Here is a 13,363-nt window from a genome sequence, read left to right on the forward strand (position 1 = left end):
GGATTGGCTTCGGCGTAGGATAAAACGAGAAAAAACTGTGGGAGTCATTAAACTGTGCAATGTCCTAAATGTCGCGATGTTGAGCTTGGGAATCAGCTTCTCTCCGGGGCGCTAACCAGTTGCCATTGTGAAAAATGTGAAGGAGATTGGCTCCCTGGCGATCGCTACCAAACCTGGCAAAATAGCCAACAGAAACCACAGCGCCTCAATACCCAACTGTCCCTCTCAGAGACTGTGATCCCCGGTGAAACGGACAATAAAGCCGCCCTCTGTCCCGAATGTCGCCGCTATTTATCGCGGGTAAAAATCCCCGTTGATCAACCCTTTTACTTGGAACGTTGCCCCGAATGTAATGGTTTTTGGTGCGATCGCCAAGAATGGGAAATTTTAGAAAAACTCCAACTCCATACCAGCCTCGAATATATTTTTACCGCCGAATGGCAGCACAAAGTCCGGGAACAACAGCACAACATCAGCGAACGGCAGGCGCTCATCCAAAAACTGGGGCCGACCCTGGCCACCGCTGTTTTTGACCTGGGCGAAAAACTCGCGGCCCACAACAATGGCGATTTTGCCGTGGCCTATCTCGCCCGTCAAGTCACCGAAAACCAGACGAATCAAGGTCAACCATAGCAACATCGGCTAAATGTCACAGCCCCATCGCATCCTTGCAATTCATTAAGGCCGCCCAGGATAACGGAAAGGCGATCGCTATGATTTAAAGAGAAAGCCAAACTTACCCAAGGCTTTTTGAGACTCCACAGCGGCAAATATTTCCATTTATATGTCTTATCCCCTCTACATCGCGTTTATTTGGCATCAGCATCAACCCCTCTACAAAGCACCGGACGGTCAATATCATCTCCCCTGGGTGCGGCTCCACGGCACCAAAGATTATTTAGATTTGATTCTGCTGCTCGAAAAATATCCGCGCCTCCACCAAACTGTAAATTTGGTACCTTCCTTGATGATGCAGTTGGAAGATTATGCCGAAGGCAAGGCCCTTGACCCCTATCTAAAGCTTGCCCTCACCCCCGTCATAGACCTCAACAGCGACCAAAAATGGTACATTCTAGAACATTTCTTTGATGGCAATCACCGCACCCTAGTGGATCCCCACCCCCGCTACCGGGAGCTTTATACCGAACGTCAGGACAAAGGCAAAGCCTGGTGCCTAGAAAATTGGGACGAACAAAAATTTAGTGATCTGCTGGCTTGGCACAATTTAGCCTGGATTGATCCCCTCTTTTGGGATGATCCGGAGATCGCCGCCTGGCTCGAAAAGGATCGCGGTTTTACTTTAGGCGATCGCCAACGCATCTATTCCAAACAACGGGAGATCATCAAGCGGATTATCCCAAAACACAAACAGATGCAGGACAACGGGCAACTGGAGGTGACTACCACTCCCTACACCCACCCGATTTTGCCCCTGCTCGCAGATACAGATTCCGGTCGGGTCGCCGTCCCCGGGATGGAATTACCCAAGGAGCGCTTCCAGTGGTCAGAGGATATTCCCCGCCACCTCAACCGCGCTAAGGAAATGTACCGCGAGCGCTTTGGCCGGGAAGTGCGAGGCCTATGGCCATCGGAGCAATCTGTCAGCCCGGAAGTACTAAATCCCATCGCCGCTGCTGGCTTTAAGTGGATCTGTTCCGATGAAGCGGTGCTGGGTTGGAGCCTAAAGCATTTCTTCCACCGAGATGAAGTGGGCAATGTCTACGAACCCGAAAAAATGTACCGCCCCTATCGCCTCGAAACAGACCATGGAGATCTCGCCATTGTCTTCCGGGATCACCGTCTGTCGGATCTCGTCGGCTTTACCTACAGCGGTATGGACTCAGAACAAGCTGCTAGCGATTTAGTCGGTCACCTAGAGGCGATCGCCCGTAGTTTGCGCCACCACCAAAAAGAAGGCCAAACCACTCTCCAAGAACCGCACCTCGTCACCATTGCCCTCGACGGCGAAAACTGCTGGGAATTCTACGAAAAAGACGGCATTCCCTTCCTAACATCCCTCTATGAAAAACTGAGTGCCAATCGCCAACTAGAACTCGTCACTGTCTCTGAATTTATTGAGCAATTTCCCCCCACCGAAACGATCCCCAGCCACAAACTCCATAGTGGTTCCTGGGTTGACGGCAGCTTTACCACCTGGATTGGGGATCCCGCTAAAAATCGCGCCTGGGATATGCTCACCAAAGCCCGCCATCTGCTTGCGGCCCACCCTGAAGCGACGGAAATCACCAACCCCGAAGCCTGGGAGTCCCTCTATGCCGCCGAAGGCTCAGACTGGTTCTGGTGGTTTGGGGAAGGTCACTCCTCCAACCAAGACGCCATGTTTGACCAACTCTTTCGGGAGCATGTCGCCGGGATTTATAAAGCCTTAAACGAACCGGTTCCCCCGGAAGTGCTGCAACCCATTGAAGACCACACCCGCCACCGGGAGCACCTCCCCGAAAGCTTTATTCACCCAGTAATTGATGGTGTCGGCGACGAACAGGATTGGGATAAGGCCGGTTGCATCGAAATTGGCGGTGCCCGGGGAACTATGCACCAAAGTAGCGCCCTGCAACGGCTCTTTTACGGTTGGGATCACCTCAATTTTTACCTACGCTTTGACCTCAAACGGGGCATCAAATGGGGTGAGGAACTCCCGGCAGAACTCCACCTGCTCTGGTTTTATCCAGGGGTAAATTGCGCCATTAGCCCGGCTCCCATTGCCAGTATGCCCGACCAAGCTCCCCTAAATTATCTCTTCCGGCACCACATCGGCATTAACCTCCTCACCCAATCCATCTGGTTTGAAGAAGCTAGTGATTATGGCCAATGGCGGCCCCGGGGCGCCCATGCAACAATGGCTTACCGAGAATGTTTAGAACTGTCTGTGCCGTGGGATGTGTTGCAGATTAAACCGGACTATACGCTCAATTTAGTGGCGATTTTGGCCGATGATGGTGAGTACCATAGCTTTGTGCCGGAAAATCGCTTTGTCACCCTCCAAGTGCCTTAAGCAGTCTCCTGAGGATAATGTCTAGCTCGTCGATAATCGTTGCACCGCTGCTCCTCCGAGTAAATCATGGGTTTCCTGGAGGTACTGGAGAATTTGCTTACGGTGGGGACTGAGACGTAATACATTGCGCAGATCGACTTCCGTTAAGTGGTCAGCTTTTTGGCCGGGGAACCAGTGGCCGCCGTTGCCCATCAGATTGTAGCGGGCCTTGCCGTATTCAATCATGTCGTAGGCGATCGCCAAATTTCTGAGCCAGAGAATGACGGGAATATTAATGTTGTTCGGGGTTTGATCATAGGTTGGCAGGCCCACTTGCCAGGTCTTTGCCCAATCTTCCCCTAGGGAGGCGATCGCCTGATTTTCCAGTCGCGCGAGAATATCTGGCAAAATTTCATCAGCTCGCCCTAGTAGAGGGAGGGTCTCTAGATGCTGATCAAAATCCGAGGGACGCGCCGCCCCCACGCTCAAAGTATGGATCTGGGGATGGGATAAGCAAAATAAATCGTTAAACACCATTGGATGCAATGGCTTGCAGAGATCGACTAATTTTTGAGGCGGATTATAAAGATGTCCTCCCTTATCCGATGGACTGATAATAAATACCCCCATATCCTGCTTCGTTGCTGCTTCGATGGCCCGCCAATTGTCCTGATTAATCCAATACCAGTGCAAATTCACATAATCCATCGCCCCCGTTTCAATGGTTTTTACAATGAGATCCGTCGCGCCATGGGTCGAAAAACCGATGTGACGAATGCGTCCTGCTTGCTGGAGTTCCTGGGCAACTTCTAAACAACCCTGCTCAAAGGTGAACCGAAATATTTCCTCATTATTAATGCCATGGATGCCGAATAAATCAACATAATCCAATTGCAAATAATTGAGGGATTTTTCGATCTCGCGTCGAAATTCCTGGGGATCTGCCTTTGGGGAAACCTTCGTTTGGATAATCAGATCTTCTCGTTTAAATTGCGATAACACCCAGCCCAACTGCATTTCTGACGTGCCGTAACCCCGCGCCGTTTCGATGTGGTTAATGCCAAGGTCAAGCGATCGCCGAATTGTTTCTGTTAGATTTTTTTGGTTATCCGCAGGAATTTTCGCTGGATCTTGATCCTGCCACTTGAACTGATAGCGCATCCCTCCACAGGAAAAAACAGGCATTTGCAGTTCGGTGCGACCAAAACGACGATATTGCATAGATCTCAAGCGGGTTGATAACTTCTATCGGGAGACATTCAAGAAAGATATTATAACGAAGAAAAAATCTGGCCCTTAAGCAGTCAAGGCTCCTCAACCTCTGGGAAAACAAAATGCACCCATCTAAACCCAACTGACTCGAGCGGCAACCCATCGATTCTCAGGCAACCACTGATCCTTGATCTCAAATCCACAGACAAAGCCCACAGTATTGTTGGTCTTTGTTATACTGTTGCTGCTGTTTCAGCATCATGGGGAGAGTCGCAGTAAAAATTGTGCAGAGATCTTGTATCTGGTACTTATTGACACTCTGCTGAAATAATCCATATAGTGCTTGCGATATTGTTTTAAACAGCTTCTACAAATATTTTTTCGAGTTTATGACTACCCAAACGCCTACTTCTATTTATGATTTTTCGGCCACAGCTATTGATGGCACATCGGTTGATCTCAGTACCTACAAAGACCAGGTTTTATTGATTGTTAATACAGCCAGTCAATGCGGATTTACTCCTCAATACAAAGGTTTGCAGGCACTCCATGAACAATATGGCGGCAAAGGCTTAGTCGTTCTTGGTTTTCCCTGTAACCAATTTGGCCAACAAGAACCCGGCAACGAAACGCAAATTCAATCATTTTGTAAAACAACGTTTGGGGTTTCTTTTCCGATGTTTCAAAAAATCGATGTTAATGGCAGCAATGCCCATCCGTTATATCAATATTTAACCAAAGAAGCACCCGGTATTTTGGGGACAAAAAATGTGAAATGGAATTTTACGAAGTTTCTCATTAATCGCCAGGGTCAAGTGGTAAAACGTTATGCACCCACGGCAACACCAGAGGCGATCGCCAAAGACATCCAAGAATTACTTTAAAGACGATCTTTTCTAGAAAATATTCTGTTTTCTGAAGCCGATCAACCCCCAGGCTTGCATTAGACTTGGGGGCTTTTTTTATTTCAAGGACAATTCATTAATCGATTTCGATGGTTGTGGGGGCGCCATCTTCAGTCTTGGTCTCACGATTGCCCCCTGTTTCTTGGCGGAAATCTCGATAAAGGCGATCGCGCCACTCAAAAAACGGCGCATATTCCGCATTGTCTCCCAAGCCTGGAATACCCTTGCCTTTGAGGTAGTCGGGCATCTCAAAATAGTTCCCCTCAGGGAATTTCAGCAAAATACTCAGGGCGGCCACGGAGAAATCCGCTAAGGTGGGCTGGTCGCCGATTAAATAGGGCTGCTGCTGTACGAGCAAGGTTAAGGCTTCGAGATCTTGCTTCAGACCCCGCTGGGCTTCTTTCACCGCGTCACCACCAAGACCAACGCCCGCCCCAAAGAAATCTAAAACATCCCCCGGCACTGCCCCCAAAAGATTTTTAAAGAGATCAGGCACCTGCTTCGGCACAATGGAGGTACGGAAGTTGGGGTTTTGATTGAGGGCACCAATAAAAGCTTTGCGGCCTTTTAAACCAATGGATTCATCGGCCCATTCTTCCATAATCAAACACTGGGCCCGTTGCACTGGGGCCGTGGGAATAATCGGTTTTTCGGGATATTTGCGGTCAAGGTAAAAAGCAATTTCTGTGGAGTCGCTGATTACCGTATCGCCATCTTTGAGGACAGGCACTTGACGCTGACCCGACATTTTATATACGTCCAGTTGACCGATACCGGGGGTCACTTCGATTTTTTTGTACTCTAAACCCTTGTAATCGAGGATTAAGCGGACTTTTTCCGAAAACTGGGATAGTTCAAATTGGTATAACGCCAACATAGGGGTTCGCCTTGATGATTGAGTAGGGAAATCACTCACACCTTACAAAACTTCACAACAAATTGCCATCGGAACTTGTGGCACAATAAAGCAGAACAGTTGTATGGACAGTCAACGATGACCATTAACCTCGTAAATCTTGTGGGCCGGGCCGGCGGGGATCCGGAAGTGCGCTATTTCGAGTCGGGTAGTGTGCTGTGTAACTTGACTTTAGCGGTAAATCGTCCCACCAGCCGGACAGACCAGCCGGATTGGTTTAATTTAGAAATTTGGGGCAAAACAGCAGAGGTGGCCGCTAATTATGTGAAAAAAGGTAGTCTGCTCGGCATCCAAGGCACCTTAAAGATTGAGACTTTCACGAACCGTAATGGCCATGAATCGTCTAAGCCGGTAATTCGGGTTAATCGATTGGATTTATTGGGTTCCAAGCGGGATGTAGACCCCAATGCAGTGGATAGTTATAACAACTACGGGTAAACACCCCCTAACTTTTTTAGGCACTCCCCTCAAGGGAGGCACCCCTCCAACTCCCCTTAAGGGGAGATTTTTTAGAGGCCTTGGGGGATCGCGGCGATGAGTTGTTTGGTGTAGTCCTGTTGGGGATTGCGGTAAATCTGGTCAGCCGTACCCACTTCCTCGATTTTGCCTTTATTCATCACAATGATGCGATCGCCCATAAATTTCACAACGCTGAGATCGTGGGAAATAAAAATGTAGGTCAGTTGAAATTCCGCTTGCAGTTCCTTCAGCAGATTTAACACTTGGGCCTGGACAGACACATCCAAGGCCGACACTGATTCGTCACAGATAATAAACTGAGGTTCAATGGCCAAGGCCCGTGCAATACAAACCCGTTGCCGTTGGCCGCCCGACAGTTCGTGGGGATAGCGGTTCACCCAACCGGGATTGAGGCCCACCCGTTCTAACAGGTATTGCACCCGTTCGAGGCGTTTTTTCTTGTCCCGCTTGATATTGTGAATGATTAACGGTTCGGCGATCGCCTGGCCAATGGTCATGCGGGGGTTGAGGGAATTGTAAGGATTTTGGAAAACAATTTGCATCTCCCGGCGCAGTTGTCGGAGGCGTTTGCTGCGGGCGGGGAGTTGGGCAATATTTTCACCCCGAAACCAAATGTCGCCGCTGAGGGGTTGGATAAGTCGCAAAATGGCCCGGGCCAGGGTGGATTTGCCGCACCCAGATTCGCCCACTAGACCCAGGGTTTCCCCCGGATAGAGATCAAAAGAAACGTTATTAACGGCCATGAAATACCGTTGTCCCGTCAAAAGAAAATTACGACTGGGGTAACCCACCTGGAGCTTTTGCACAGATAGGAGGGGTTTTTGTTTAATGAGAGCTTCGAGACGTTTTTTATCAGCCTCTAGGGATACTTCCGCCAGTAAATTCAGATCCGGTTGTCGCTCTTGAATCACAATACTTTGGGTGTCGGGATCAGTTTCAACGCTCATGTAGTCGGCAACGGTCGGCAGCAGCACCAACTTTTGATCAAGGCGGGGCCGACAGGCCAGTAACCCTTTGGTGTAGGGGTGTAGGGGCGCTTTAAAAATTCGTTCGATGGGGCCTTGCTCAACGATTTTCCCCCGGTACATCACCGCCACCTCGTCAACGAGTTCCGCAATCACCCCCAAATCGTGGGTAATGAAAATCAAAGACATTTGCCGGGCCTGACACAAATCCCGCAACAGTTGCAAAATCGTTGCTTGCACGGTGACATCCAAGGCGGTGGTGGGTTCATCCGCAATTAATAGCGTCGGATTGGAGGCGATCGCCATCGCAATCATCACCCGTTGCAGTTGGCCCCCGGACAGTTCGTGGGGATAGCGTTTCATTACTTCGGCGGGCAGTTGCACTTCCTGGAGCCGGGCGATCGCCTGTTGTCGGGCCTGGGCTGGGGTGACATTCTGGTGCAATAAAATCGCTTCGGTGAGCTGAAATTCCACGTTATAAACAGGATTGAGGGAACTCATCGGTTCCTGGAAAATCATCGCAATCTCGCCACCGCGATAGGTGCGCCGTTCCCATTCCGGCAAACTTTGCAGATCAAGGGGTTCTGTGTCTGGGGTCGCCTTAAAGAAAATTTTGCCCCCGGTGACGCGGCCTGGCTTTTGGATCAGCCCCATCAGCGCGAGGGAAGTGACCGATTTGCCGGAGCCGGATTCCCCCACAATGCCGAGGGTCTGGCCCCGTTCGATCTGAAAGCTAATTTGATCAACCGCGAGATTGGTTTGATTTTCGCTGGTGAAGGCCACCTGCAGTTGACGGACATCGAGAACCAGATCACTCATGGGGGCAGTTTTTTTACTAGACTCAGGCAGAGAAATTTATGTTGATTGTAGCGTTAGGCGTTTTTTTGGCGGCGATCGCCGAGGGCTTTGCGGGCTTCTTCCCGGTCATCGAAGTGAATTTTTTCAGTGCCCAGAATTTGATAATCTTCGTGACCTTTGCCAGCGATGAGCACCCCATCCCCCGGTTGCGCCTCGACAATTGCCCGCTGGATCGCTGTGGCTCGGTCTGCTTCTACGAGAAATTGAATATTTTCGGGAATGCCTTCCACCACATCGGCCAAAATTTGCTTGGGATCTTCCGTGCGCGGATTATCGGAGGTCACCACAGCCCAATCGGATTGTGTCGCAGCGATTTTCCCCATCAAGGGTCTTTTGGTGCGATCGCGATCGCCACCGCAACCAAACACACAGATCATTTTTTTGGCGATAAAAGGCCGGGATGCTTTCAGGAGATTTTCTAAACTGTCGGGGGTGTGGGCATAATCAACGATCACACTAATGTCTTGATCCTCCGCCACAATCACCCGTTCCATGCGACCGGGCACCCCTTGGAACTGCGGCAGACAGGTAATCATCTGGTCTAAATCCAAGCCCAAAGCCAGACCCGCACCGATGGCGGCCATCACATTTTCGAGGTTGAACTGACCAACTAAGGGCGACGTGAATTCCACTGTGCCCATGGGTGTTTTTAAGCGGCCTTGAACACCCGTAGCAGTGTAGATCAGGCGATCCATGTAAAGATCCGCAGCGGCATCTTGGAGACTGTAACCCCAGGCTTTTTCTCCAAGTTTGTGGGCGAGGCGATCGCCATAGGGATTATCCAAATTCACCACCGCTCGGCCGTGGCAATATTCCTCATTAAAGAGCAAGGCCTTTGCCTGGAAATAATCCTCCATGGTGGGATGATAATCCAGGTGATCCTGAGTCAAATTTGTGAATACCGCCACATCAAACTGACAGCCCTTAACACGATTTTGGTGTAGCGCGTGGGAACTCACTTCCATAACGGCGTGGGTATTGCCTGCTTCGAGGGCCGCCGCAAAGTTTTTCTGGAGATCAATGGCGAAAGGAGTGGTGTGGGTGGCAATTTTTTCGTAGCCAGGCCAGCGGGTGTAGAGGGTGCCAATCAGGGCCGTGGGCTGTTGGGCGGCTTGGAGGAAATATTCAATTAGGTGGCTGGTGGTCGTTTTGCCGTTCGTCCCCGTCACCCCGACCAGTTTTAAACTTGCAGTGGGTTTGTTGTAAAAGAGGTTGGCAATTTCAGCACAGGCAATTATGGGGTCGGCAACGGGAATGACACATTCGCCCTTGGTTGCGGGGAATTTTTCGAGGGCCTCTGGACTGACCACAGCGGCGATCGCCCCGGCTTCGATGGCCCCTTGCCAAAACTCACCTCCATCGACGCGGGTGCCGGGCAAGCCAACAAACAGATCCCCAGGCATCACGGCTTGGGAGTTGCTCGCCAATCCTTTAACGACTTGCTGTAGCATCGGGTGATCCGGCAGGGATTCAATGGCCGATACCTGTTTTAAAAGTGCGCCTAGCTGCATCATTTGCCTCCAAATCCTGGGATTTTCCCGATTTTAGTCTGTGCTCAGGGAAATTTTGTCATCTCAGTAGCAGTTTAGCTCAATTTTTCGGTGGGATTACCGCAGTATTAGAGGGTCAAAAAAGGTTTAGCGAGATAGTAGCTGGCAATGGTTTTTGCATCGAGGCGATCGCCATTGTGGATTTTGGCTTCCAACTCTTCTGGACTCAGCAAGAGCACCTCAATATCTTCGTCGGCATCCTGGGCTGGAGGGACGGCTAATTTTTCTAAATCCGTCGCCAAAAAACTATAAATCCACTCGTCAGAGTAGCCCGGACAAAGGGGGAATTTCCCTAGCGATCGCCAATTTTTCGCCACGTAACCCGCTTCCTCTGGCAGTTCCCGTTGCACCGTGCTGAGGGGATCTTCATCGGTTTCGATGGTTCCTGCCGGAAATTCAATAATCCTTCCCTGGAGGGCAAAGCGATACTGACGCACCACCACTAACTGCCCTTCATTGGTCACGGGCACCACCAACGCCCCCCCCGGATGGCGGATCGCCCCATAGTCACCAACGGCCCCATTGGGTAACCGCAGGCGATTCACTTCGTAGGCAAATTTCGAGCCACTATACATCAAGAGAGGTTTGATCACCTCAGGCAGTTCATTGTGGGAAGCCATGGGAAAAATTACAGGGTAAAAGACTAAGAAAAGGAGAACCAGAATCGGGGCGATCGCCTTAAAAATTGGTATGATTAAATATTCTGAGTTTTGATGTTGGCGTTTATATCATAATTTTTTGAAGCAAACCAGACCGCTTGTACTAAAGTTTAGCGAGTCCCCCCGTCATTATCCAGTCTTTTCCCCCTGATTCAAGCAGAGTCCCTATGAAACTCCCCATTATTGCCGTGATCGGTCGTCCCAACGTGGGCAAATCCACCCTCGTCAACCGCATTGCTGGCGATCAACAGGCGATCGTCCATGATCAGCCCGGCATTACCCGCGATCGCACCTATCGCCCTGGTTTTTGGCAAGACCGCAACTTTCAGATTGTCGATACGGGTGGGATCGTTTTCGATGACCGCGAAGAATTTATCCCCCTAATCCGCGAACAAGCGGCGATCGCCCTTGCCGAAGCCGCCGTTGCCCTTTTTGTGGTGGATGGCCAGGCCGGATTAAACGCCGCCGACCAAGAAATTGCCGACTGGTTGCGCCAACAAAATGTCCCCGTTGTCCTTGCTGTCAACAAGTGCGAATCCCTCGAACAAGGTTATACCCAAGCAGCCGAATTCTGGGAACTGGGCATGGGAGAACCTTTCCCCATCTCAGCGATCCATGGCAGTGGTACCGGTGATCTTTTAGACAAAGTCATTGAATATCTCCCGACGATCACCGACGTGGAAGAAGATACCACTATTAATGTCGCGATTATTGGTCGCCCCAATGTCGGTAAATCGAGTCTGCTAAATGCTCTTACCGGGGAACAACGGGCGATCGTCAGCCCAATTTCTGGTACAACCCGCGATGCCATTGACACAATCATCGCGCGCAACGGCCAACAATATCGCCTCATTGATACCGCTGGCATCCGCCGGAAAAAAAATGTGGATTATGGGGCCGAATTTTTTAGCATTAACCGTGCCTTTAAAGCAATCCGCCGCGCCGATGTGGTGCTTTTTGTAATTGATGTTTTGGATGGGGTGACTGAACAGGATCTCAAACTGGCGGGTCGGATCATTGACGAAGGTCGAGCCGTAATTATCATCGCTAATAAGTGGGATGCCGTCGAAAAAGATACCTACACCATCAACCAATACCGCAAAGAGTTGCAGGCGCGTCTATTTTTCATGGAATGGGCCGATATGCTCTTTATCAGTGCCCAAACTGGTCAGCGGGTAAATAAAATCCTCGATTTAGTCGATCAAGCTGCTGAATCTCACCGTCGCCGCGTTTCTACCTCCGTCATTAATGAGGTGATCCAAGAAGCGGTTTCCTGGCATTCTCCCCCCACCAGTCGCCAAGGGAAACAGGGCCGGATTTACTATGGCACCCAGGTGCGTAGTCAGCCACCAACGATTTCTCTATTTGTCAATGACCCCAAACGTTTTAATGACAGCTATCGCCGCTATATCGAGAAGCAATTTCGCCAGGATCTTGGTTTCCATGGCACACCGATTAAATTGGTTTGGCGGGGTAAGCGAGTCCGGGATGCAGAGCGGGGCACTCCCAACCGAGCCACAAAGGTTTAAAGCAGGCGATACACTGAAGGGCATATTTGTCTTGGGCACCAGGCTTTATGTCTTCTGAAAAAATGTCTTCGTCACCCACCTATGATCTGATTGTGGTGGGGGCCACTGGCTTTGTGGGCCAAATTATTTGCCGCTATCTTTGTGACCATGCGGAACGTGAATCATTTACTTGGGCGATCGCCGGTCGTTCAGCCGAAAAATTAGCCCAACTGAAGCGTTCCTTAGGTGTCCCTGGGAAGACCTTAGCAAGTCATGTCGTTGATGTTTTTGATCAAGGGGCAGTGATGGCTCTCTGTGCGCAAACGAAGGTGATCGTCACCACGGTCGGCCCCTACAGCCTCTACGGCGAAACCCTGGTACGGGCCTGCGCCACGACGGGGACTGATTATTGCGATCTGACTGGGGAAGTCCAGTGGATCAAAAAAATGGTGAGCAAATATGAGGCGATCGCCCAACAAGCGGGAGCGCGGATTATCCATTGTTGCGGCTTTGATTCGGTACCGTCTGACCTTGGGGTGTATTTTTTGCAGCAGCAAGCCCGAAAACAATTTGGGGAACCCTGTCATCAGATAAAAATGCGCGTGAAGGCCGCCCAGGGGGGAATTTCCGGGGGAACAGCGGCCAGTGGTGTGAATCTGATCAAAGAGGCGATCGCCGACCCAGAGATCAAAGCACTGTTGGGAAATCCCTATGCCCTCTGTTCCGAAGCCCCCAATCCACAGCATCCAGCTCCCCTAATTCCCGTACAAATCGATCACGCCTTTGGTGAATGGGTGACACCCTTTATCATGGCGGCAGTGAATACCCCCATCGTGCTGCGCTCCAATGCCTTAGAAAATTGGGCCTATGGTGAACAATTCCAGTACGACGAAGGATTGCTTACGGGGGTCAGTGTTGGCGGTTGGCTCAAAGCCCAGGGTCTAAGCCTGTTACTCAAGATTCTGGGAGGAGCAGCGGCGATCGCCCCTGGCATCCTCGAAAAAATTGTCCCAGCTCCCGGTGAAGGGCCTTCCCCCGGCCAACAGCAAGCAGGGTTTTACGATCTACGCTTTTGGGGAACCACTGCCTCCGGCGAAACCCTCATGGCCAAAGTCACTGGCGATCGCGATCCCGGCTATGGCTCCACCGCAAAAATTATTGCCCAAGCAGGACTCTGTTTAGCCAAAGATCATTTATCCCGACCAGGTGGCTTCTGGACGCCAGCCACAGGGATGGGCGAACCTCTCATCGAACGTCTCACTACCTACAGTGGTTTAACCTTCAGCATTCTTTGAGTTAATTCCCCAGGCGATCGCCC

At 50.6% G+C, this 13,363-nt stretch carries 11 protein-coding genes; 6 read left to right on the forward strand and 5 right to left on the reverse strand.

What is annotated here, in order from left to right:
* The first annotated feature begins 54 nt into the window (after positions 1-54).
* Positions 55-633 (forward strand): zf-TFIIB domain-containing protein, encoded by a 579-nt coding sequence (locus AWQ21_RS00570; protein WP_065712866.1) that lies wholly within the window; start codon positions 55-57, stop codon positions 631-633.
* A gap of 151 nt (positions 634-784) precedes the next feature.
* Positions 785-3,013: a glycoside hydrolase gene (locus tag AWQ21_RS00575; protein WP_065712867.1), complete on the forward strand. Its 2,229-nt coding sequence runs from the start codon at positions 785-787 to the stop codon at positions 3,011-3,013.
* 21 nt (positions 3,014-3,034) lie between these two features.
* On the opposite strand, the gene AWQ21_RS00580 is transcribed toward AWQ21_RS00575, so the two are convergent.
* Positions 3,035-4,213, reverse strand: coding sequence for an aldo/keto reductase (locus AWQ21_RS00580; RefSeq protein ID WP_065712868.1), 1,179 nt, complete (start codon positions 4,211-4,213; stop codon positions 3,035-3,037).
* A gap of 380 nt (positions 4,214-4,593) precedes the next feature.
* Here AWQ21_RS00580 and AWQ21_RS00585 point away from each other — a divergent pair, with 380 nt between their 5' ends.
* Positions 4,594-5,088 carry a glutathione peroxidase gene (locus tag AWQ21_RS00585; RefSeq protein WP_065712869.1) on the forward strand — a complete coding sequence of 165 codons (495 nt, stop codon included), beginning with the start codon at positions 4,594-4,596 and terminating at the stop codon, positions 5,086-5,088.
* A gap of 97 nt (positions 5,089-5,185) precedes the next feature.
* On the opposite strand, the gene AWQ21_RS00590 is transcribed toward AWQ21_RS00585, so the two are convergent.
* The gene (locus tag AWQ21_RS00590) at positions 5,186-5,986 is read right to left on the reverse strand and encodes a glutathione S-transferase family protein (RefSeq protein ID WP_065712870.1); all 801 of its coding nucleotides are present in this window, start codon (positions 5,984-5,986) and stop codon (positions 5,186-5,188) included.
* Between the two features lie 117 nt (positions 5,987-6,103).
* Between AWQ21_RS00590 and AWQ21_RS00595 the strand changes: the two genes are divergently transcribed.
* Complete coding sequence (locus AWQ21_RS00595) at positions 6,104-6,463, forward strand: single-stranded DNA-binding protein (protein WP_065712871.1); 360 nt, start codon at positions 6,104-6,106, stop codon at positions 6,461-6,463.
* A gap of 71 nt (positions 6,464-6,534) precedes the next feature.
* Here AWQ21_RS00595 and AWQ21_RS00600 read toward each other — a convergent pair whose 3' ends face one another.
* From AWQ21_RS00600 to AWQ21_RS00610, 3 genes are all read right to left on the reverse strand, one after another.
* Positions 6,535-8,289, reverse strand: a complete 1,755-nt coding sequence (locus tag AWQ21_RS00600; RefSeq protein ID WP_065712872.1) for an ABC transporter ATP-binding protein — start codon at positions 8,287-8,289, stop codon at positions 6,535-6,537.
* A gap of 53 nt (positions 8,290-8,342) precedes the next feature.
* Positions 8,343-9,842: a UDP-N-acetylmuramoyl-L-alanyl-D-glutamate--2,6-diaminopimelate ligase gene (locus AWQ21_RS00605; RefSeq protein ID WP_071932253.1), complete on the reverse strand. Its 1,500-nt coding sequence runs from the start codon at positions 9,840-9,842 to the stop codon at positions 8,343-8,345.
* A gap of 104 nt (positions 9,843-9,946) precedes the next feature.
* The gene (locus AWQ21_RS00610) at positions 9,947-10,498 is read right to left on the reverse strand and encodes an NUDIX hydrolase (RefSeq protein WP_065712874.1); all 552 of its coding nucleotides are present in this window, start codon (positions 10,496-10,498) and stop codon (positions 9,947-9,949) included.
* 206 nt (positions 10,499-10,704) lie between these two features.
* Between AWQ21_RS00610 and der the strand changes: the two genes are divergently transcribed.
* Complete coding sequence (gene der / locus AWQ21_RS00615) at positions 10,705-12,066, forward strand: ribosome biogenesis GTPase Der (RefSeq protein ID WP_065712875.1); 1,362 nt, start codon at positions 10,705-10,707, stop codon at positions 12,064-12,066.
* A 47-nt stretch (positions 12,067-12,113) separates the two neighbouring features.
* Positions 12,114-13,340, forward strand: coding sequence for a trans-acting enoyl reductase family protein (locus AWQ21_RS00620; RefSeq protein ID WP_157094679.1), 1,227 nt, complete (start codon positions 12,114-12,116; stop codon positions 13,338-13,340).
* Positions 13,341-13,363 lie beyond the last annotated feature (23 nt).

The sequence above is a fragment of the Picosynechococcus sp. PCC 7003 genome, from assembly GCF_001693255.1.
Lineage (GTDB): Bacteria > Cyanobacteriota > Cyanobacteriia > Cyanobacteriales > MRBY01 > MRBY01.

What these genes read in the sequence shown, in the direction of transcription:
- AWQ21_RS00575 (WP_065712867.1), top strand. Translation starts at nt 785, where the DNA reads ATGTCTTATCCCCTCTACATCGCGTTTATTTGGCATCAGCATCAACCC.
- AWQ21_RS00580 (WP_065712868.1), bottom strand. Translation starts at nt 4,213, where the DNA reads ATGCAATATCGTCGTTTTGGTCGCACCGAACTGCAAATGCCTGTTTTT.
- AWQ21_RS00585 (WP_065712869.1), top strand. Translation starts at nt 4,594, where the DNA reads ATGACTACCCAAACGCCTACTTCTATTTATGATTTTTCGGCCACAGCT.
- AWQ21_RS00590 (WP_065712870.1), bottom strand. Translation starts at nt 5,986, where the DNA reads ATGTTGGCGTTATACCAATTTGAACTATCCCAGTTTTCGGAAAAAGTC.
- AWQ21_RS00595 (WP_065712871.1), top strand. Translation starts at nt 6,104, where the DNA reads ATGACCATTAACCTCGTAAATCTTGTGGGCCGGGCCGGCGGGGATCCG.
- AWQ21_RS00600 (WP_065712872.1), bottom strand. Translation starts at nt 8,289, where the DNA reads ATGAGTGATCTGGTTCTCGATGTCCGTCAACTGCAGGTGGCCTTCACC.
- AWQ21_RS00605 (WP_071932253.1), bottom strand. Translation starts at nt 9,842, where the DNA reads ATGATGCAGCTAGGCGCACTTTTAAAACAGGTATCGGCCATTGAATCC.
- AWQ21_RS00610 (WP_065712874.1), bottom strand. Translation starts at nt 10,498, where the DNA reads ATGGCTTCCCACAATGAACTGCCTGAGGTGATCAAACCTCTCTTGATG.
- der (WP_065712875.1), top strand. Translation starts at nt 10,705, where the DNA reads ATGAAACTCCCCATTATTGCCGTGATCGGTCGTCCCAACGTGGGCAAA.
- AWQ21_RS00620 (WP_157094679.1), top strand. Translation starts at nt 12,114, where the DNA reads ATGTCTTCTGAAAAAATGTCTTCGTCACCCACCTATGATCTGATTGTG.